A 20,418-nucleotide genomic window follows, 5' to 3' on the forward strand; every position below is an offset into this window, starting at 1 on the left:
TCACAGGCATCCGCGGCGGTTGCTCCCCCCAATCGCGGATCGTTCGATGGTGCACTGCCCGGCTTAGGATTGCAACATATCCTTCTCCGTTCCCGCCGGTTCTGCAGGCGGCCGTGGCGCCCGGTCAAACAGCGAAAACAAAAGGAAGCCGAAGACGAAGCCGCCGATATGCGCGTCCCAGGCGATCTCCTGGTCGCTGTCGCCGACGAGCGGAATGCCGGCGGCGATGAGCGCGTTGCCGACCAGCCAGAGAAGCATGAAAATGACGACGGTCCGGCTCTTCAGGGCGTCAATGATGGAAAGCCGGGCGTTGAGATGCGCCACCGGCATCGGTCGCCGGTCGGCCGGAAAGGCGAATCGGCAGGCAGCCCCCATCAGCCCGGAAATGACGCCCGATGCGCCGATCAGCAGCGATACGTCTCCCCAATTGAGGATCGCATGCAGGGCGGCGGAAGCGACGGCGGACAAGATCCAGAAGAACAGGAACCGTAACGTGCCGATGCGGCGCACGACCGGCGCTCCGAAGGCCATCAGCCAGAAGGCATTGAAGAGGATATGCTGGGTGCTGCCGTGCAGCAGCGAATAGGTAACGGGCGTCCAGAACAGCTCCAGTCCCTGCTGCGACAACGGAATCGCGTAGCGAGCGGGGACGAAACCGAAGGTAAACAGCAGCCAGCCCACTGCATCGTCCGAGAGAACGAGCGCCTGCACCGCATAGATAAGGATGAGCAGACAAAGGCTGAAGAGCAGCGCCGGCGGAAGGTTGAAGACCGGCACGCGGGGGGGCCGCGCCGGCGGCCGGGCCTCGGAAAGTTCGGGCGTCTTGTCTGGCTCGCCCGTCTGCTCGTTCATCTTTATCGCCTCGTTGAGGGCCTCAGCCATACAGGAGCGCCTGTCAAAAAAAAAGCCGCCCGTAGTGCCGGGCGGCGTAACCCGAATTCCTGAAAAGACCCAGGATCGGCAGATCGTGCTGAACTCCGAAAGTCGAAGCGATGGCTGGACATTGTCACGACAGACGTCGCGCCTCAACCGAAACCCTTTCTTAACCTTAACGGCCTGGATCTGGCATGAAATCCGCAAGGTAGAAGCTGTACGGGCAATGACTGCCCGAAAATGCTCCGGAATGGGACAGGTTGGTGTGAAATGCGTGTGCAAACGACCATCGAAATTTTTGACTATTGGAACCGTATCCGCGGCGCTGCCGATGCGCCGCTGAAATCACAGGTCGAACCCTCTGCCGTTCCCCATCTTCTGCAAAGTCTCTTCATCCTTGAGACGCGCGACGGCGGAGACATCGTTTTCCGGCTCGCAGGCACCCGCATCTGCGATTTCTTCGGGCGCGACCTGCGCGGTGAACGTTTTTCGTCGCTTTGGGCGCATGGCCAGCATGCGGACATTGAACGCACGGCGATGGGCGTCATGAACCATGCCATGCCGGCCCTGTTCAACACCACCGGCTACAGCACCGTCGGTCATCAGGCCTCCTTCGAGATCATCATGATGCCGCTGCGCTCGCCGGATGGCGCCTGCGACCGGCTGCTCGGCGCGATCGCACCGACGGCGGCTGCGAGCTGGCTGGAAATCGTGCCGCTGGAATTCCTGGCGCTCGACCGCAGCCGTCTGCTGCCCGAAAAATTCAGCAAGGCCGCGCCAGCCGAACTGCGCTCGATCAACGAGGTCGTCGCGGCAAAAGGCATCGGATTCGGCCAGGCCATGCGCCGCATGGTGTCACAGCTGCTGAGTGCCGAGGCGCGTTGAGCGTCTCGTTTCAGGACAAGGCGCGCACTCGTTTTCGGCCATGTCACAATAAGGCGAAACAACCTTCTGTTAATGGATTGGAGGTAAGGATTAATCTCTCCAGTTTTTATGAAGAAGCCCTTTGATGCACTCGTTCCAGCCAGCTCAGACGCAACGACCTGCGCCGCGCCCTGAACAAGGCGTTTTTCAGCGCGTGCCGATCAATATGCAGGGCCGGCTGATGCTTGCGAATTACGAGGAATTCGAATGCATGGTGATCGATATGTCGCCCGGCGATATGTACGTCACCTGCACCGGCCGGCCGCGCGCCAACGAACGCGTCGTCGCCTATATCGACCATCTCGGGCGCGTCGAAGGTTATGTCCAGACGCTCGACGGCCGCGGCTTTACCATGTCGATCAATGCCACCGAGCGCAAGCGCGAGAAGCTCGCTGCCCAGCTCACCTGGCTTGCCAACAAGCACGAGCTCGGCCTGCCGGAAGATCGTCGCCACGACCGTCTGACGCCGCGTGATACAAAGACCGAACTCACGCTCGAGGATGGCACGCGCTATACCTGCCGCATCATGGACCTGTCGTTGTCGGGCGCCGCCATCGATGTCGAGATGCGTCCCTCGATCGGAACGGCGGTGCGCCTCGGTAACATGCGCGGCCGCGTCGTGCGTCACTTCGTCGAAGGCGTGGCGATCGAATTCTTGTCGATCCAGTCCCGCGAGACACTGCGCGAATTCCTCTGACAGCCTAAAAATCACGATGCCCTGCGGCGGATCAATTCGTGGCCGATTGCTTCGAAAGCGCGTGCCAGGTCCGGGGCGCACCGGGTCGAGTCGTGTTGAAAGCGGGAAGCACCACGGCAAGCGATCTGCAAGCGGCGGCAGATCCGGCTTTGGAAGGCTGGCGCGAAATCCTGTCGCAAGTCGTTCCAACCAGTAAATCAGGTAGAATTATGAGTGGAACAAGCTGCGACACCGGTCGGGCCGAAGCGGCCGCGCGAAATTAGGCAGGATCTTGCATCGAGGAATTTCCGTCGGCCGTCCATCTTCCCTTCGTCATGAACATGATGGATAAGGTCCGCCTCGACCGCAGGTGCACCGATGCCAGCCCTCTACCCGGAAATCGAACCCTGTGATCACGGCCTGCTCGATGCGGGTGACGGCAACCTGATCTATTGGGAAGCCTGCGGCAACCCGATGGGGCGGACGGCGCTCGTCCTGCACGGCGGGCCGGAAAGCGAGCTCGTAATCCTTCCGCACGCTTCCCATTCCACTGCAAACCCCGATATGAGTGCGGCAATCGTCGCCGCCACCGATCGATTTCGCGATTTTCCTCAAAAATAATTTTAATGCCGAACCCCGGAATCCGAGCGATATTCTGCTTTCGGCCCGTTCCAACCGGCCAATTCCACCGGCATCGCCACCGCAAGCATCCCGCCGCGGCGGCGCCGGCTTTTATCCGGCTCAGCGAAAACTCTTAACGACGCAACGGCAACGCAGGCTTTCCCTGGGCGAAGTCCTTGTCGCGTCCACTGCAATTTTAATCGATTTCGACACAAATACGCGCTGAATTTTATTCGCATTCGAGCCAAGTTTTATCGGCATTTGATTCAACTAAGCATTTAATTCTATTGCGTAATTTTGCGTGGGATAAAAACGTCCATGTCATTGTCGTCTCAACTTAGGGGAGACGGCAATGACAACTGCGAACATCCTGAAAGGCGGCCTTCTGGCCAGTGCGATCATGATGGCAATGGCGAGCTCGGGACATGCAACGCCCGCCAGCATGGCACTGGCGGGCAATGCCAGCCCGCCGATCGGACACTATGAATTCTGCAAGGCCAATCCGGCGGAATGCACCTATGCCGGCGGCGATGCCGGGCCGGCCGTCCTCACGGAGGATCGCTGGAAGGAAATTCTCAAAATCAACTACACGGTCAATTCGTCGATCCAGCCGGAGACGGACGAACAGATCTACGGTGTCGAGGAACGCTGGGCATATCCCACAACCGTCGGCGATTGCGAGGACTATGCCCTGCTGAAGCGCAAGATGCTGATCGAGGACGGCTTCTCGCCATCCGACACGCTGATCACCGTCGTGCTGCAGCCGAACGGCGAAGGTCATGCCGTGCTGACGGTCCGCACCGATCACGGCGACTTCATTCTCGACAACATGCGCAACAAGGTGCTGCTGTGGTCGGACACCGAATACACCTATCTGAAGCGCCAATCCGCCACCGATCCGGCCCGCTGGTCGAAGCTTCAGGACGGCCGCGCTGTCGCGGTCGGCAGCGTCAGGTAAGCCAGCCCGCCGGCAAAGCCGGCACAGGTTTCGGCCCGGTCAGTCCCCGCATCCCGTCCCCGACCGGTGCCCAAGAGCCGTTCCCGCTGTCCCGGGAACGGCTCGCTCCTTTTTGGGACAAGGGTCCATCCCGGTGCGACCCAAATCTTAGCGAAGTATTAACCCTGCCGGTTCGATGATGGCGATCAGATTCATCATCGGCACCGGCGGCTCATGTTCTTCCTGCGGCGGACCGAAACGCGAAGAACCGCCATGAGCCAAGCCGCCCAAAGCGCACCCGACGAGCAGCCGCTTCTTTCCATGAGGTTTCTCCTGCGCACGATGGCGGTGATATCAGTCCTGGCGGTCCTGACCGTCGCCATCAGCATCGCCGGCCGCTGGTTCGGCCGGCACATCTCCCTTGCCGGCAATACCGACAGCACGACAGAAATCACGCTGACTATCGGCCGCGACACCGTGAAATTCCCCGAAAATACCATACGCTTCCCGAGCCAGAGGCATGACGGCGCCGCCGAACGCGTCGATCTCTACCTCGCCTGGCCCTCCATGCAGGGTTACGGCAAGGACAACCATCTGCGATTCGACGACATCGCCCAATCCTCCAGCCTCATCTTCCTGCAAATCACTCAAAGCACCATGTCGCGCGACATGTCCGGCCGGCTGGAGCCGATCTATTCGCATCTGATCGAAGGAGCAGCCGAGCCTTTCCGGGACGGATTGACCCTCCATCGACTTCGCGCCGACGCCGGTTATGGCGGAGAAGTGCTGCTCACGGCACCGGTCAAAGGCGGGCCGGACTACGTCGTGCGCTGCATATTGCCTTCAACTCAGGACAAGGCCGCAAGCGGAGATTGTCAGCGCGACATCAAGGTCGGCAAGGATCTCAGCGTCCTCTACCGCTTCTCCAGCAGCCATCTCGCCGACTGGGAACATATTGATGCCGCGATCCGCCTCTTTGTGGAGCCGCGTCTTGTGAACCGTTCTGTGACAGGTCCCTAAAATGCCGCCGGAGAAGGCATGAAACGATTCATCATAAACGGATTGGTAACGCTGAATCGGTAATTTCAAAAGACGAGCTGTGCGGCGGGCGTGTGCGGTTCCCGCCCAATATCTGAAATGCAAAGCGAAGAGTGGAATAGTGTCAAGGTCAGTCTCCTCCGTATCATCGTCCCGGTCCGGCAGCTTTTTCGCAAAGCTCCTGGCGATCCTTTCGATGGCTCTCACGGTCGTCCTGGTTGATTCGGTCAACGCCGACGCGGAGGCGGCCAATCCGAAATATGCGGGCATCGTCGTCGACGCCAAGACCGGCAACGTTCTCTACAGCGAGAATGCCGATCGGCTGCAATATCCCGCCTCGCTGACCAAGATGATGACCCTTTATATGACCTTCGAGGCCTTGGAGCAGGGTCGCATCCGCCTCGATACGCCGGTTCCCTTCTCCGCTCACGCGGCCGCCCAGGCGCCGACCAAGCTTGGCGTGCGCGCCGGCGGCTCCATCACCGTCGAGCAGGGCATCCTCGGTCTCGTCACCCTGTCGGCCAATGATGCGGCAACCGCGCTTGGCGAGATGCTCGGCGGCAGCGAAGACCGCTTCGCCCAGATGATGACTGCCAAGGCGCATGCACTCGGCATGACGCGCACCACCTATCGCAACGCCAACGGCCTGCCGAACACGGCGCAGATGACGACAGCGCGCGACCAGGCCCGCCTCGGCATCGCCCTTCGCCAGCATTTCCCGCAATATTACGGTTATTTCTCCACCCGCGCCTTCAAGTTCGGCACCCGCACGATCCGCAGCCACAACCGGCTGGTCGGCTCCGTGCGCGGCGTCGACGGTATCAAGACTGGTTATACGCGCGCCGCCGGCTTCAACCTGGTGAGTTCGGTACAGGTCGACGGCAAGTCGATCGTCAGCGTCGTGCTCGGCGGCACGTCCGGCCCGGCTCGCGATGCCCAGATGCGCAATCTGATCGCCACCTACCTGCCGAAGGCGTCGAGCCGCGGCGGAAATTCGGCGCTGGTGGCCCAGGCAGCCCCTGCCCCTGAAATGATCGAAACGCCCGCTCCGGTTCAGCCGCAGAAGGCCCGGCAGCAGGTCGCCCCGGAACAGGTCGCAAAAACGATCACTGCGACGCAGCCGCCCATTTCTGCCGCTGCCGCCGATCTCAGCCTGCCGCATAAGGGCCCGCTGCCGGATGCCCGTTATCAGGTGGCCGAGGCCGAAGTCGCCTATACCGAAACATCGGCGCCGAAATCCGAGAACCCGCTGGTTGCCCAGACGATGCCGGCTGCGACCAAGGTCAAGACCACGAGCTTCAAGCAGCAGGCTCCGGTCGTCGCACCGGCTGCACAGGACAACGCCGCCGTCGACCACGTCACGACCGCTTCGACCAACGCCACCCCGGCAAGTGCCGCGCCTGCGGGCTGGGTCGTCCAGGTCGGCGTCTCGCCGAGCCGGCAGATGGCCATGGACCTCCTGGAGAGCGCGAAGAGCAAGGGCGGCAAGGCGCTGGCCTCGGCAAAGCCCTTCGCCGTCGCCTACGGCGCAGGCAACGACCAGGTCTACCGCGCCCGCTTCGGCGGCTTTGACGATCAGCGCGATGCGGTCAACGCCTGCAAGGCCTTGAAGAAGGCCGGCATCAAGTGCTGGGCGGCAGCACAATGAGCTATTCGGTGCCGCCTGCGACAAGGCCGGCGGCATCTGGAACGGCCGGAATCGGTGTTTGCGTTTCCGGCTATCGGTTTGAACTCGATCAGTAGTGCGTACGGGGAAAACTATGGCGATCAATGAGAATGTTCCGGGAATGCCAGGCGACCGCCGCGGCGGGGCCAAAGGGCGTTCATCCCTGCATCCGCTGCACGAAGCGGCGCTGCGACTTGCCGAAATCGGTCTGCAACGGCCGAGGGCGAAGTCTGCCAAGACCCGGGATCTCATCAATCTGCTGCTTTGCCATGGCGCCCGCGCCTGGCGCTATTCGCAGCCGGAAGCCCGCATTCATCTGCATGTGACGTCGCCGGACGGCAACGCGCCGGTGCAACTGCGTCTGCGCTGAAATCCGCATGCCGTCGTCCGAAACCGGTATCTTGGGCGATAGAATTAGAGCAGGCCGAGATCTGTCAGTTCGCGGCGCAGTTCCGCGGGCATTTCGGCGATCCCGGCGCCCAAGCTCGTCAGATCGGGCGGCACGTCATCCTGCGTGTAGTAGCGCCAGCCCTGAAAAGGCCGCTTCGGCTGCACCGCGGTTTCGATGACCTCCGGGCCGAGCATCAGACGGCAGCGTGAAATCCCTTCATCGTCTGTGAACGTCTCGATGTCGAGCAGCCTCTGCCTCGCCTGCACCTGCCCCTTGATCACCCAATAGAGCGAGCCGCCGTCAAGAAGCTCCTCCATGCGTTTGGGCACCATGCGCGTGGTGTGAACCGAATGCGGTTCGAGCCCGGCGGCAATGGCGCGCAGCGAGCGCTCCGCCACCCATTCGCGCAGGTCCTCGATCGAGTCGGCGCCGACACAGAGTTTGATGAGATGCAATGCCATGCCGCCGTTCAAATCCTTTTGGCGGCGGGCGTCAAGTGTGAAGCGAAGGAGTCCGCACGCTCAGCATTCGACGACGTTGACAGCCAGGCCGCCGGTCGAGGTTTCCTTGTATTTCTCGCTCATGTCGTGGCCAGTCTGGCGCATCGTCTCGATACAGGCGTCAAGCGGCACGAAATGCTGACCATCACCTTTGACGGCGAGCGAAGCCGCGGTGACGGCTTTGACGGCGCCGAGCGCATTGCGCTCGATACAGGGAACCTGCACGAGGCCTGCGACAGGATCGCAGGTCATGCCGAGATGATGTTCGAGCGCGATCTCGGCGGCATTCTCGATCTGCTCCGGCGTGCCGCCCATTACGGCTGCAAGGCCTGCAGCCGCCATCGCCGCGGCCGAGCCGACCTCGCCCTGACAGCCGACCTCGGCGCCAGAGATCGACGCATTGTGCTTGATGATGCCGCCGATCGCCGCTGCCGTCAGCAGGTAGTCGCGGATGCCGTTCTGGTCCCAGTCCTCGTGGAAATGCTCATAATAACGGATCGTTGCCGGAATGACGCCCGCCGCGCCATTGGTCGGCGCGGTGACGACGCGCCCGCCGGCGGCATTCTCCTCGTTGACGGCCATCGCATAGACGCTGAGCCAATCATTGGCAAGCAGCGGATTGACGCGATTGCTACGCCACTCCTCCTGCAGCTTGTCGTGAATGCGGCGGGCGCGGCGCTTGACGTTAAGGCCGCCGGGCATGACGCCCTCGACCTTGAGGCCGCGCTCGATGCAGGAGCGCATCGCTTCCCAGATGCGGTCGAGCCCCTGATCGAGCTCCTCTTGGCTGCGCTGGCTCTCCTCGTTCGCCCGCTTCATCTGCGCGATCGAAAGCCCGGAGCGCTCCGCCATCTCCAGCATCTGTTTGGCGGTCGAGAAGGGATAGGGGACGCGCACGCCGCCCGTGGCATTCTTCTTCGCCCGCATCTGTTCCAGCTCGGTGTCGGTAACGACGAAGCCGCCGCCAACCGAATAATAGATGCGCTTGAGGAGCAGCCGGCCGTCCTTGTCAAACGCCGAAAAGATCATGCCGTTGGCATGGCCCGGCAGCGGCTGTTTCTTGTCGAAGATCAGGTCGGTCTTCGGCTGGAACTGGTAGGCCGGATGGTCTGCAGGGGTGATGCGTCCGGTGCGCTCGACGGTATCGATGATGCCGTCCATCCTGTCGGGATCGACACTGTCCGGCGCCTCACCCATCAGTCCGAGAATGACGGCCCTGCCCGTTCCATGGCCGATTCCGGTATGAGCGAGCGAACCATGCAGGCTGACCTTGATCGCGGCGACCTGCGCGCCCGATGAAGGGCGTGGCCATTCATTCGACAGGATCAGATCGAGAAACCGGTTGGCAGCCGACATCGGACCCATGGTGTGCGAGCTCGACGGCCCGACACCGATCTTGAACACGTCGAATACCGAAAGAAACATGGATGCGCCTTTTGAATATGAAGTTGCAAGCTTAAGCAGGGTCGGTTTTGAACCCGCGCGGGCCACCGACATCGCCTGCAGCCGATGCGACATTCCCGGGACCATACACCCGGAGTACGATGCCGAAAAGCGGCAGTTTCAGACAGTATCATGCGCTAACTATTTAATTTGGAACAGGATTCAGAGCTCGAGCCGAGCCGGCCCGAAATAGTCCTGTTTCAGCGCATCGGCCGGAATATCAGAATCGCTTTTCGGAAAGTACGATGTATCGATACAGAGCGTTGCAGCGTGCTTTCGGACACGTCAGGCGCCGAAATCCGGCGGCCCGGCCTTCCGGTCATTGCAGCATTTCGATGCATATGTAAGGTGGCCGCACTTCATGCGGAGACTGAATCACTGATGACGACGGCGGACTACATTGCTCTGGCCTTCTTTGCCTGTGTCTGGATGGGCTATTCCTGGCTGCTCAAGGGCCGCACCTTCTTCGGCCGCACCAGTCTGACGCATGCGATGACCGAACGGCGCCGCGAGTGGATCTACAATTCGCTACGCCGCGACCTGAAGATGATCGACACACAGATCATGGCCGGCTTGCAGAACGGCACGGCCTTTTTCGCCTCGACCTCGATCTTCGCGATCGGCAGCTGCTTCGCGCTGCTCGGCGCAACCGAGAAGGTCGACGCCGTCTTTGCCGACCTGCCCTTCGTGCTCCATGGCGGCCATGCCGCCTTCGAGATGAAGGTCGGCGGACTGGCGGCGCTTTTCGGCTATGCCTTCTTCAAGTTCGGCTGGTCCTATCGGCTGTTCAATTACTGCACCATCCTTTTCGGCTCCATCCCGATGATGCGCGATGCCGAGAGCGACATCATCGCCGCCGAGCGGGCCGCCGAGCGCGTCATCCGCATGAATGTCATCGCCGGCAGCAATTTCAACGAGGGTCTCAGGGCAATCTTCCTGTCGATCGGCTATCTCGGCTGGTTCATCAATCCTTACGTCTTCATGCTGACGACGGCGACCGTCATCTTCGTGCTGACCCGGCGACAGTTCTTTTCGGAGGCGCGGCTGGCGATCATGGATGCAGGCCCGCCATCAAATCTCCACCTTTCTGCTATTCGCCGCGACACGCCGTCGAACGACGGAAATGATTCGACCAGGGGACTTTGATGACCATGCCGGCAATGCACACCGATGCGGTGGCAAAACCGCCGCGCATCGGTCTATTGGATACGGCGCGCGGCGTCGCGCTGATCGCCATGGCGAGCTACCATTTCACCTGGGACATGGAGTTCATGGCCTATCTGGCGCCGGGCACGGCCGAGACCGGCTGGCTGAAGATCTATGCCCGGGCGATCGCCACGACCTTTCTCTTCATCGTCGGCGTCAGCTTGGTGCTCTCCAGCACGCCGACGATTCGCTGGCCGTCCTTCTGGAAACGTTTCGGCATGATAGCTGGGGCCGCCGCGGTCATCTCGGTCGCCACCCGCATTGCAATCCCGGACACCTGGATCTATTTCGGCATCCTGCATTGCATCGCGGTACTCACGCTCATCGGCATCGTTTTTGTCAGATTGCCGCTCGCCTTGACGCTCCTCGTCACCGTCGCGCTCCTTGGCGCCTGGATCCTCGACAACTTCGGCACACCGGGCCTGCTCCGCTCATCCTTCTTCGATCCGAGATATCTCGCCTGGATCGGGCTTGCCGAAACGCCGCAACGCTCCAACGATTACGTCCCACTGTTTCCTTGGGCTACGCCGTTTTTCGTTGGCTTGAGCATCGCCTTGATCGCCATCAGAACCAGGCTGCCGCATCGGCTCGCGGCCATCGGCACAGGCTCCTGGTGGCCGGCGAAGCTTGGCCGCCACAGCCTTGCCTTCTACCTCATTCATCAGCCGGTGCTGATCGCGATCGCTTACGGACTTTCCATTGTCGTCCCGCCGCCGCAGCCGGATCCGGTCGAAACTTACCTTAAGCAATGCAACTCCGCTTGCGTCATGCAGCAAGGCGAAGCGCTCTGCCGCAGCTTTTGCCAGTGCACGCTCGACAGATTGCAGGCCCAGGCGCTGCTGATACCGCTTCAGGCCGGCAAGATCGATCTTCAAAACGATGAGCGGGTTCAGACGATCGCCAGCGAATGCAGTGCCGAGGCGCAATAAAGGACCGGCAACCGTTTTGCGGCAAGTCTCAGGTGGTAACGCCGATTTCGGCGAGGCGGCCGAGGCAGGCCTCTTCGATATTGTCGAGCTCCGTCAGCGTGTCGTCTATGTCCTTACGCTTCTGGCGCAGGTCCTCACGCTTCTCGTCGACGCGCTTCATCAGAAGCTTCAGCTGGCCGAGCTCGCCGGGCGGCTCCTTATAGACCTGAATGATCTCGCGGATTTCCGCGATGGTGAAGCCGATCCGCCGTCCGCGCAGGATTTCTCCAATGAGCCGTCGGTCCGCCGGCCGGAAGAGACGCGTGCGCCCTCGCCGCTCCGGATGGATCAGTCCCTCGTCTTCGTAGAAGCGGAGCGTGCGCGTCGAGACACCGAATTCGCGCGTCAGCTCCGTTATGCTATAATATTTGTTCACAGGCATGTGTTCCCCGTCGTCGAACCGGCAATAATATTGACTTTTACGTAATAGTCAATTTCGGCGCCCGTCAGATGCCGAACCACCAAGTGGCGATGCCGAGAAAAGCGAAGAAGCCGGTACAGTCGGTCACCGTCGTCACGAACACCGACGAGGCAATCGCCGGGTCCGCTCCCACCTTGTCGAGCAGCAGCGGCAGCAGGATGCCGGCAAGCGCGGCCGCCATCAGATTGATGATCATCGCCGCCGCGATCACCCCGCCGAGCTGATAGTCGTGAAACCAGATACCGGCGATCGCGCCCATGATCGTCGCAAAGACGGCGCCGTTGAGAATGCCGACGCCGGCCTCCCTGCGGATGATGCGGCCGGCATTGTAGATGTCGAGATCGCGGGTGGCGAGCGCACGCACGGTCACCGTCATCGTCTGCGTGCCGGCATTGCCGCCCATCGAGGCGACGATCGGCATCAGCACCGCCAGCGCGATCATTTTCTCGATTGAGGCGTCGAACAGGCCGATGACGCTCGCCGACAGCATCGCCGTGCCGAGATTGATCAGAAGCCAAAGGAAACGCGATCGCGCCGTCGAGATCACGTTGTCCGACAGTTCTTCATCGCCGACGCCGCCGAGGCGCTTGATGTCCTCGTCCGCCTCTTCGTGGATGACGTCGACGACGTCGTCGATCGTCAGCACGCCGACCAGCCGGCCGTTCTCGTCGACGACGGCAGCCGAGAGCAGGTCATATTGTTCGAAGAGCTGGGCGGCCTCCTCCTGATCCATCTCGGCGGGAACCGGATGGTTGGTCTCCCGCATGATCTGCTCGATTTTCGTCTGCCGCTTGGTGCGCAGGATCTGGTCGAGATCGACGGCGCCGAGCAGCTTGAAGGTCGGATCGATGACGAAGATCTGCGAGAAGGAATAGGGCAGATCCTCCTCGTCGCGCATGTAGTCGATCGTCTGCCCTACCGTCCAGAATGGCGGTACGGCGACGAACTCGGTCTGCATGCGGCGGCCGGCCGAGCTTTCGGGATAGTCGAGCGCCCGGCGCAGCCGCACCCGCTCGGTAAACGGCATCTGGGCGAGGATTTCTTCCCGGTCCTCCTTGTCGAGGTCTTCGAGAATGTAAACAGCGTCATCCGAATCGAGCTCGCCGATCGCCGCTGCGATCTGTTCGTTCGGCATTTGGTCGACGATCTCGCGGCGGATCGCCTCGTCGACCTCGGTCAGCGCCGTCATGTCGAAATCTTCGCCGAGCAGGCGCACAAGCGCCAGGCGCTGATCCGGCTGGATGGATTCGAGCAGGTCGCCTATTTCGGATTCATGCAGGCGGGCGACATTCCCACGCAGGAACAGCGTATCACGATCGGCGATCGCCGCACCAACGAGCGCCAGGAAATCGCCGCGGACATTGCCGTCCTCGTCGTAGATATCCGCTTCCTCGTCATCGCGCCGGCGGATGCGGTCTTCCCCATCGGTCGTGGTCATCTGCCGCCCTCGCACCTGGTTCGAATTTCAACGATTACCGCATCGCATTCGCAAATGTCGGCCGAAAACACATTGTCAACAAGTGGATAAGCGAATCCCGCGCGAAGCGCCCGCAGCCGGAATTCTTGGCCCCTGCTAGCTCAAAGCATCCTTGTCGTAAAGCGCCAACCGTGCTTCGTGATGACAATGTCTGCGGCCGGCGATAGTTTCCCCGCCGCTCAAACAGAGGGGAGCCTGCCTCATGCCCATCCGTCCGATCCTGCGCTATCCGCATCCGGGCCTGAAGACCGTCTGCGAACCGGTGACGGTCTTCGATACGTCGCTGGCAGCGCTCGCCGACGACCTGCTGGCGACGATGCGCGCAGCCCCCGGCGTCGGCATCACCGCCGCCCATGTCGGCGTCTTCCTCCGTGTGACGGTGCTGGAGCTCGACCGGGCCGACAGTGCGCGCCTCTACGTCAATCCGCAGATTACCTGGCGGTCGCAGGAGACGATGAACCATGCCGAGGGTAGCGTCTCCATGCCCGGCGCGACCGAAGAGCTCACGCGCCCACGGGCGATCCGCTTTCGCTATCAGGATCCCGGCGGCGTCGTGCACGAGGAGACCGCCGAAGGTTTCCTCGCCATCTGCGTCCAGCACGAGGTGGACCAGCTCGACGGTATCTTCTGGCTGCAGCGGCTTTCGCGGCTGAAACGCGAACGCCTCGTCAAAAAATGGGAGAAAACCCAAGGCTGACAAATCGCACCGCCACACCGAACCATTCGCCCCTGTCGGCGTTGTCACGAGAGAAACTAGGAGCGACTATAATGGCAAGGATCGGTGACAAGACCCCGATTTCACGCGAGGCCCCCGAGCTTTCCCGTGAAGAAGATTATCGCGACCTCGAGGAACGCAATCTCGATGATGGCTGGCCTTATGCCGATGGCACCGCTGCCGGCGACCCGGCAAACCGTCCCTATGGCGAGACTTCGGCAAATTTCGACAGCGATCCCAACACAGGGTTCCGAGTCGATGGCACAGACCGAGACGGCAACGAGAACCGCCTGAAGGATTCATTGCGCGCCGGTATGATCGATCGCGATGAAAGCGACGAGCTCGAGGCGCGGGTGAACGACGCTCTCGAAAACATTCCCGAGGTCGATATCAACAGTATCGAGGTTCATGCGGACGGTCACGTCATCACTCTCGAAGGCTCGGTCGAGACGATCGGCATTGCGCGCAAGGTCGAGCTCGGCGCGCTTTCGGTCGACGGCGTCCACCATGTTCGCAATAAGCTGCAGCTGACCGGGGTTGACGCGCATATCCCGAACGAGGACTGATCTGTGACGCCCATGGTTATCATTGAACGGAGGCGGCGTCGCCTCCCGTCCGGTCTTACCTCACATTACCAAAAGTTAACAATTTGCAATTGCAGCATGAGCAGGCAGTCTGCCGTCCATTTGGTCCGGTGGCTGCCGTAACGGAAGCGTCACGGTCATTGACAACACCGTGATTTCATTTGAAGAAAACGCAGTGAATCGGCCAACTTCCGTTCACAATATTGCCGCAATTGGCGCGCGAAATCTTAGCTGCCGGGGATGGTTTATGTTGTTGAATGCAACAACAGATTGAGGAGAAGTACCATGCGCATCAGATTTGCCCTCGCCGCGTCCCTGTTTGCCGTCAGCCTTGCCGGCGCTGCCTTCGCTCAGCCGACTTATTCCGATGATTATACCAACGACAGCGATGGCTTTGCGCCCTCAAAGATGGCGCAGCCTGCCCCCGTGCACTATGGCAACAACCACAAGGCTCCGGCCTATTCCAGCGACTACACCAATGACAGCGACGGCTTCGCCCCGGTTGCCATGACGAACCCGGCGATCGACAAGACCGCGACCGCAAGCATCAAGACCCTGCCCCCGTGCCACAGCATGATCGGCCCGAGCGGCTCCCATACCAAAGGTGCCGACAGCGGCGCCTCGCGCACCGAAGCCTGCCGCGCAACGCATTGATCGGCCACAACAGACGATCGGGACGAAAGGGCCGCAGTCGGCCCTTTTTTCTGTTCAGCTGTCCGGTGCCGTGGCCGGGGACGCGCTGATTTCCTGCGTCGCGGCACTCTCGCGTATATCTGGGAAAATCAAGACATAAAAAAACCTCGTGGAACCAAATGGTCACGAGGGTTTTTTAATAATCTGGTGCGGTCGAGAAGACTCGAACTTCCACGGGTTGCCCCACAGCGACCTCAACGCTGCGCGTCTACCAATTCCGCCACGACCGCATCGTGGTAGATGCCGATTTGCGTCGGCGGGGCAGCATGTAGCAAAAGCATTTGGGGTGCACAAGGGCGATATGACAGTTTTTTTGAAAACCTTTCACGGCATTTGAATTGGCCGGAAAACGGGTCCATATAGGTCTCCTGCCGCCCCTATTTCGTCAGGCATTTGGGACAGGCGGCAAGGAATGGCCATGCTTCGCACCGATCTCGAATTCTCCATGCTCCCGAAACTCGGCACCCGGCCGGTGCGCTGGCGCATCGCCGATGAACTCGTTGCCTATGAGGCGGCGGTGGCGACGATGGAGCGCGAGGTGGCGGCGATCGGAGAAGGCGGCGACGAGCTTGTCTGGCTCGTCGAGCATCCACCGCTCTATACCGCCGGCACCAGCGCCAATGCGGGCGACCTCGTCCAGCCGGACCGCTTTCCGGTCTTTGCGACGGGACGCGGCGGTGAATATACCTATCACGGACCCGGTCAGCGCGTCGCCTACGTCATGCTCGACCTGAAGCGCAGGCGCCAGGACGTGCGCGCCTTCGTCGCCGCTCTCGAGGAGGTCGTCATCCTCACGCTCGGCATGATGAACGTGCGCGGCGAGCGGCGCGAGGATCGTGTCGGCGTCTGGGTCCGCCGCCCGGAAAAGCCGTTGCTGCCGGACGGCACGATGGCTGAAGACAAGATTGCCGCCCTCGGCATCCGGCTGCGCAAATGGGTGACCTTCCACGGCCTGTCGCTCAACGTCGATCCCGATCTTGATCATTTCAGCGGCATCGTGCCCTGCGGGATATCGGCCTATGGCGTCACCAGCCTCGTCGATCTCGGCCTTCCCGTCATGATGGCGGATGTCGACATCCGGCTGCGGGCCGCTTTCGAGACGGTTTTTGGTGAAACGGCGAATGATCTCTGACCGCTTGAGCGGTTTCACGGGCTTGATTTGTCCGGCTTTCCCGTGATTGATGGGCGCTGTTCCCACAAGAATCGGCAGCCATGTCAAAGCCCCCTGAAAATTCCCTGCAGGGCATGGCCATCATGTCCGGCGCCATGTTCATCCTGCCGGTCATGGATGCCATCGCCAAATACATGGCGACCTTCGAATCGATGTCGCCGGCTCAGGTCACCTTCTACCGCTTCTTCTTCCAGATCGCCTGCACCCTGCCGATTCTCTTTGCCATTTTTGGACGCGAGGCGCTTTCCGCCAAGCGGCCGTGGATGAATTTGCTGCGCGGCGTACTGCACGGGGCTGCGAGCCTGCTGTTCTTCGTCGCCGTCAAATACATGCCGCTTGCCGACGTCTTCGCCATCTATTTCGTCGAGCCCTTCATGCTGACCGCCATGTCGGCCCTGTTTCTCGGAGAGAAGGTCGGCTGGCGGCGCTGGATGGCAATCGTCGTCGGTTTCGGCGGCGCGATGATCGTCATCCAGCCGAGTTACGAGATTTTCGGCCTGAAGGCGCTGCTGCCGGTAGCCTGCGCCTTTCTCTTCTCGCTCTATCTTTTCCTCAATCGCGCGATCGGCGAGGCTGATTCACCGCTCACCATGCAGACGATGGCCGGCATCGGCGGAACGATCTTCATGGCGGCCGCCCTTCTCGTCGGCAGCAGCGCCGGTAATGGGGACTTCGCCATTTCCCTGCCCTCCTCCGGCCTCGGCCTTGCGCTGCTTGTCGCCCTCGGCTCGATCTCAGGATATGCGCATATGTTGGTGGTGCGGGCTTTCCGGCTTGCACCGCTGTCGCTGCTTGCCCCGTTCCAATATTTCGAGATCATCTCGGCCACTGTGCTCGGCTATGCGCTGTTCAATGATTTCCCGAATTTCTCCAAATGGATCGGCATTTTCATCATCGTCGCATCCGGCCTCTTCATCATCTGGCGAGAGCGGCTGCAGGCGCGATCGCTAAATCTTCGTGATTGGCGCAGCAGGCGGTTAACTCCCCTTCTTGAGGGATCGTCAATTCCCGACCGCTAAAACTGTTTCCGGCTTCATGATGAAGCCTGGAGTTAAAACATGAGCGAATTCCGTCTCGCTTTTCCGGCCTGTGTCGTGGCCGGTAAGCATCGGCTGACGGCCGAAGATATCGTGCTGCTGCGCAAACATGCTTTCCCCGAGGGGATCCGGACGTCTCAGGATGTCGTTGCAATGTTGGCGCTCAACAATTCCTGTCCCGAAAAATGTGCCGAGTGGAACGCTTTCTTTGTGGAGCAGATCGCCGGTTTTATCGTCCATTACACCTATCCGCAGGGCTCGCTTGATGAAATCAACGTTGCCTGGATCACGCGCATGTTCGCGACCGACGGCGTCGTCAACTCGGCGCTGGAGCTCGAGCTCATTCTCCACGTCATGGAGATTTCGACCGATGTCCCGGGTGAATTGAGAGCGCTTGCCCTCGACCAGCTTCGCCTGGCGATCACCGACGGCATCGGCGGCTATAATGTGTCGCGCGCCGTCGACCGCAAGAACATCACGCGCCAGGACGTCGATTTTGCGATGCGCATCTTCAGAGGCATCGCCGCAGGCGGCGTCATCGCCGTGTCGCCGGCTGAATATGGCGTCCTCAATCAGATCGAGCAGGCAACGCTGCCGGGCGCCAACCATCCGCACTGGGCTGGGATCATGGCCTCCGTCACGCTGCGCGATCGCCCGGAACCGCGGCGCAGCCGCTGGCTGCGCATCGTCGATGAGGAATCCGTTGCGGAAGCCGTCGTCGCCTGACATTCGGCGGCTTAGCCCCACATCTCCCGCGTGCCGGCCCCAAGCCGATTGTGCGTTCCGGTATTTTATGCGTAAAACTCCGGAACGCATTTCTGGGTGGAGTCTCGATGTTCAAGAAAATCCTGATCGCGAATCGCGGCGAGATTGCCTGCCGCGTGATCAAGACCGCGCGCCGCATGGGCATTTCGACCGTTGCGGTCTATTCGGACGCGGATCGGGACGCGCTGCACGTCGAAATGGCCGATGAGGCCATCCATATCGGCCCCGCCGCAGCGTCGGAAAGCTATCTGGTCGCCGAGAAGATCACCGCCGCCTGCAAGGCGACCGGCGCCGAAGCGGTGCATCCGGGTTACGGCTTTCTGTCCGAACGCGCCTCTTTCTGCGCCGAGTTGGAAAAGCAGGGCATCGTCTTCATCGGCCCGAAGCCGAAGGCCATCATGGCGATGGGCGACAAGATCGAATCGAAGAAATTCGCCAATGCGGCCGGCGTCTCTACCGTGCCCGGCCATCTCGGCATCATCGAGAACGCCGCGCATGCGGAAACGATCGCTGGCGGGATCGGCTATCCGGTCATGATCAAGGCGTCTGCCGGTGGCGGCGGCAAGGGCATGCGCATTGCCTGGAACGAAGCCGAGGTGCGCGACGGCTTCGAGCGCGCCCGCTCGGAGGCGAAGAGTTCCTTCGGCGACGACCGCGTTTTCATCGAGAAGTTCATCGTCGAGCCGCGCCATATCGAGATCCAGGTGCTGGCGGATGCGCATGGCAACGTCGTCTATCTCGGCGAGCGGGAATGCTCGATCCAGCGGCGGAACCAGAAAGTCGCGGAAGAGGCACCCTCGCCTTTCCTCGACGAAAAGACCCGCAAGGCCATGGGCGAACAATCGGTGGCGCTGGCGAAGGCCGTCGACTACCAGAGCGCTGGCACGGTCGAATTCATCGTCGACCGCGACCGCAATTTCTATTTCCTCGAAATGAACACCCGCCTGCAGGTCGAACATCCCGTGACCGAACTCGTCACCGGCATTGATCTCGTCGAGCAGATGATCCGCATCGCGGCGGGAGAGCCGCTCGGCTTCGGCCAGGAGGCTGTCAGGCTCGATGGCTGGGCGATCGAAAGCCGGCTCTATGCTGAAGATCCATACCGCGACTTTCTGCCTTCGATCGGCCGACTGACGCGCTACCGCCCGCCAGCGGAAGGCAGGACCGGCAACATTGTCGTTCGCAACGATACCGGCGTATTCGAGGGCGCCGAGATCTCGATGTATTACGATCCGATGATCGCCAAGCTCTGCACCTGGGCGCCGACGCGCAGTGAAGCGATCGAGGCCATGGGCCAGGCGCTGGACGGCTTTGTCGTCGACGGCATCGAACACAATGTTCCCTTCCTGTCGGCGCTAATGAAACATCCGCGCTGGCGCGAGGGCCGGCTTTCCACCGGCTTTATTGCCGAGGAATATCCTGACGGTTTCGCGCCGATGAAGCCGGACCGGCAGGAGGAAGCCACGCTTGCCGCAATCGCGCTGTCTGCCTCGCTTATCGAAGCGAACCGCCGCGACCGTTTCGCCGATCGCCTGCGCGCCGCATCGGCCACACTGCCGGAGCATTGGGTGGTCAAAACAGGAGGCAGCTACGTCGCTGTCAGACTGCTCGATGGCCTCGTCACCATTCCCTTCGATATGGAGATGGAATTCGAGGATGAAAGCCGGAGCATTGTCACCGATTGGAGACCGGGTGATCCGGTCTGGAGCGGCAAGGTCGGCGACAAGGATATTGCCGCGCAAATCCGTCCCGCCCTCAACGGCGTGCGCATCGACTGGCAGGGACTGTCGGTGACCGCCAAAGTCTTTTCGCCGCGCCACGCGGAACTCGACAGGCTGATGCCGGTGAAGCTGCCGCCCGACACCTCCAGGCTCCTGCTCTGCCCGATGCCCGGCCTCGTCGTGTCTATAGCGGTCGCCGAAGGCCAGGAGGTCAAGGCCGGTGAAACGCTTGCGATCGTCGAGGCGATGAAGATGGAAAACGTCCTGCGCGCCGAACGCGATCTTGTCGTTTCGAAGATCAACGCCGCTCCCGGTGAAAGCCTGGCCGTCGATGCCGTGATCATGGAATTCGCCTGAAGGAACACGGCAGGGGCGGCAGCAGTGCCGGTCGGCGTTTTCTCTTGAGCCCGGCTTGCCTGACATGCCAAGGTTCGTCTGATAATGTTACAAGGGAGATTGGGAAGATGGACGTTCGCGCCGCCGTTGCCGTTCAGGCTGGAAAACCGCTCGAAGTGATGACCGTGCAACTCGACGGCCCGAAGGCCGGCGAAGTGCTGGTGGAAGTCAAGGCGACCGGCATCTGCCACACCG

21 protein-coding genes, 1 tRNA gene and 2 pseudogenes are annotated in these 20,418 nt (G+C 61.2%); 17 read left to right on the forward strand and 7 right to left on the reverse strand.

Going from position 1 to position 20,418, the window contains the following annotated elements:
• Positions 1-63: 63 nt before the first annotated feature.
• The gene (locus HJB91_RS27135; protein ID WP_221156446.1) at positions 64-852 is read right to left on the reverse strand and encodes a rhomboid family intramembrane serine protease; all 789 of its coding nucleotides are present in this window, start codon (positions 850-852) and stop codon (positions 64-66) included.
• A gap of 261 nt (positions 853-1,113) precedes the next feature.
• On the opposite strand from HJB91_RS27135, the gene HJB91_RS27140 reads away from it, so the two are divergent.
• From HJB91_RS27140 to HJB91_RS27170, 7 genes and pseudogenes are all read left to right on the forward strand, one after another.
• Positions 1,114-1,758 carry a PAS domain-containing protein gene (locus tag HJB91_RS27140; RefSeq protein WP_210631234.1) on the forward strand — a complete coding sequence of 215 codons (645 nt, stop codon included), beginning with the start codon at positions 1,114-1,116 and terminating at the stop codon, positions 1,756-1,758.
• A 124-nt stretch (positions 1,759-1,882) separates the two neighbouring features.
• Entirely contained in the window at positions 1,883-2,494 is a 612-nt protein-coding gene (locus HJB91_RS27145; protein WP_210631233.1) for a PilZ domain-containing protein, read from the forward strand.
• A 357-nt stretch (positions 2,495-2,851) separates the two neighbouring features.
• A pseudogene (locus tag HJB91_RS27150) lies at positions 2,852-2,989 on the forward strand (prolyl aminopeptidase); the annotation flags it as partial.
• Between the two features lie 457 nt (positions 2,990-3,446).
• Entirely contained in the window at positions 3,447-4,052 is a 606-nt protein-coding gene (locus tag HJB91_RS27155) for a transglutaminase-like cysteine peptidase (RefSeq protein WP_221156433.1), read from the forward strand.
• A 213-nt stretch (positions 4,053-4,265) separates the two neighbouring features.
• Positions 4,266-5,051, forward strand: a complete 786-nt coding sequence (locus HJB91_RS27160; protein WP_210631231.1) for a hypothetical protein — start codon at positions 4,266-4,268, stop codon at positions 5,049-5,051.
• Between the two features lie 139 nt (positions 5,052-5,190).
• Positions 5,191-6,717: a D-alanyl-D-alanine carboxypeptidase gene (locus HJB91_RS27165; RefSeq protein ID WP_221156435.1), complete on the forward strand. Its 1,527-nt coding sequence runs from the start codon at positions 5,191-5,193 to the stop codon at positions 6,715-6,717.
• A 112-nt stretch (positions 6,718-6,829) separates the two neighbouring features.
• On the forward strand, positions 6,830-7,105 hold the full coding sequence (locus HJB91_RS27170) for a hypothetical protein (protein ID WP_210631229.1): 276 nt from the start codon (positions 6,830-6,832) through the stop codon (positions 7,103-7,105).
• A gap of 44 nt (positions 7,106-7,149) precedes the next feature.
• Here HJB91_RS27170 and HJB91_RS27175 read toward each other — a convergent pair whose 3' ends face one another.
• Positions 7,150-7,587 (reverse strand): DUF1489 family protein, encoded by a 438-nt coding sequence (locus tag HJB91_RS27175; RefSeq protein WP_210631228.1) that lies wholly within the window; start codon positions 7,585-7,587, stop codon positions 7,150-7,152.
• A gap of 60 nt (positions 7,588-7,647) precedes the next feature.
• Positions 7,648-9,051 (reverse strand): L-serine ammonia-lyase, encoded by a 1,404-nt coding sequence (locus tag HJB91_RS27180; RefSeq protein ID WP_210631227.1) that lies wholly within the window; start codon positions 9,049-9,051, stop codon positions 7,648-7,650.
• Between the two features lie 399 nt (positions 9,052-9,450).
• Here HJB91_RS27180 and HJB91_RS27185 point away from each other — a divergent pair, with 399 nt between their 5' ends.
• Together HJB91_RS27185 and HJB91_RS27190 are read left to right on the forward strand one after the other, a co-directional pair.
• On the forward strand, positions 9,451-10,215 hold the full coding sequence (locus HJB91_RS27185) for a DUF599 domain-containing protein (protein WP_210631226.1): 765 nt from the start codon (positions 9,451-9,453) through the stop codon (positions 10,213-10,215).
• The gene (locus HJB91_RS27190) at positions 10,215-11,204 is read left to right on the forward strand and encodes a heparan-alpha-glucosaminide N-acetyltransferase (protein WP_221156437.1); all 990 of its coding nucleotides are present in this window, start codon (positions 10,215-10,217) and stop codon (positions 11,202-11,204) included. Before HJB91_RS27185 ends, HJB91_RS27190 begins: the two co-directional genes overlap by 1 nt.
• Positions 11,205-11,232: 28 nt before the next feature.
• Here the strand turns inward: HJB91_RS27190 and HJB91_RS27195 are convergent, their stop codons facing one another.
• Both HJB91_RS27195 and mgtE read right to left on the reverse strand, forming a co-directional pair.
• The gene (locus tag HJB91_RS27195; protein WP_011425479.1) at positions 11,233-11,625 is read right to left on the reverse strand and encodes a MerR family DNA-binding transcriptional regulator; all 393 of its coding nucleotides are present in this window, start codon (positions 11,623-11,625) and stop codon (positions 11,233-11,235) included.
• A 64-nt stretch (positions 11,626-11,689) separates the two neighbouring features.
• The gene (mgtE, locus tag HJB91_RS27200) at positions 11,690-13,102 is read right to left on the reverse strand and encodes a magnesium transporter (protein WP_064802760.1); all 1,413 of its coding nucleotides are present in this window, start codon (positions 13,100-13,102) and stop codon (positions 11,690-11,692) included.
• Positions 13,103-13,343: 241 nt separating this feature from the next.
• Here mgtE and HJB91_RS27205 point away from each other — a divergent pair, with 241 nt between their 5' ends.
• The 3 genes from HJB91_RS27205 (at position 13,344) to HJB91_RS27215 (ending at position 15,094) form a co-directional block, all read left to right on the forward strand.
• Complete coding sequence (locus HJB91_RS27205; protein ID WP_221123572.1) at positions 13,344-13,838, forward strand: peptide deformylase; 495 nt, start codon at positions 13,344-13,346, stop codon at positions 13,836-13,838.
• Positions 13,839-13,909: 71 nt separating this feature from the next.
• Positions 13,910-14,422, forward strand: a complete 513-nt coding sequence (locus tag HJB91_RS27210; protein WP_221156439.1) for a BON domain-containing protein — start codon at positions 13,910-13,912, stop codon at positions 14,420-14,422.
• 303 nt (positions 14,423-14,725) lie between these two features.
• Positions 14,726-15,094 (forward strand): hypothetical protein, encoded by a 369-nt coding sequence (locus HJB91_RS27215; protein ID WP_210631222.1) that lies wholly within the window; start codon positions 14,726-14,728, stop codon positions 15,092-15,094.
• Between the two features lie 184 nt (positions 15,095-15,278).
• On the opposite strand, the gene HJB91_RS27220 is transcribed toward HJB91_RS27215, so the two are convergent.
• Positions 15,279-15,363, reverse strand: a tRNA-Leu gene (locus HJB91_RS27220).
• Positions 15,328-15,492 (reverse strand): hypothetical protein, encoded by a 165-nt coding sequence (locus HJB91_RS27225; RefSeq protein WP_221147725.1) that lies wholly within the window; start codon positions 15,490-15,492, stop codon positions 15,328-15,330. The genes HJB91_RS27220 and HJB91_RS27225 overlap by 36 nt, the downstream gene beginning before the upstream one ends.
• A gap of 53 nt (positions 15,493-15,545) precedes the next feature.
• On the opposite strand from HJB91_RS27225, the gene lipB reads away from it, so the two are divergent.
• The 5 genes and pseudogenes from lipB to HJB91_RS27250 form a co-directional block, all read left to right on the forward strand.
• Positions 15,546-16,265 carry a lipoyl(octanoyl) transferase LipB gene (lipB, locus tag HJB91_RS27230; RefSeq protein ID WP_210631220.1) on the forward strand — a complete coding sequence of 240 codons (720 nt, stop codon included), beginning with the start codon at positions 15,546-15,548 and terminating at the stop codon, positions 16,263-16,265.
• 80 nt (positions 16,266-16,345) lie between these two features.
• Positions 16,346-17,323 carry a DMT family transporter gene (locus HJB91_RS27235; RefSeq protein WP_259669963.1) on the forward strand — a complete coding sequence of 326 codons (978 nt, stop codon included), beginning with the start codon at positions 16,346-16,348 and terminating at the stop codon, positions 17,321-17,323.
• Between the two features lie 39 nt (positions 17,324-17,362).
• Positions 17,363-18,067: a hypothetical protein gene (locus HJB91_RS27240; protein WP_221156441.1), complete on the forward strand. Its 705-nt coding sequence runs from the start codon at positions 17,363-17,365 to the stop codon at positions 18,065-18,067.
• A 107-nt stretch (positions 18,068-18,174) separates the two neighbouring features.
• Positions 18,175-20,184, forward strand: coding sequence for an acetyl/propionyl/methylcrotonyl-CoA carboxylase subunit alpha (locus HJB91_RS27245; protein WP_210631217.1), 2,010 nt, complete (start codon positions 18,175-18,177; stop codon positions 20,182-20,184).
• A 107-nt stretch (positions 20,185-20,291) separates the two neighbouring features.
• A pseudogene (locus HJB91_RS27250) lies at positions 20,292-20,418 on the forward strand (S-(hydroxymethyl)glutathione dehydrogenase); the annotation flags it as partial.

This window comes from Rhizobium sp. NLR10b (genome assembly GCF_019685435.1).
Classification (GTDB): domain Bacteria; phylum Pseudomonadota; class Alphaproteobacteria; order Rhizobiales; family Rhizobiaceae; genus Rhizobium.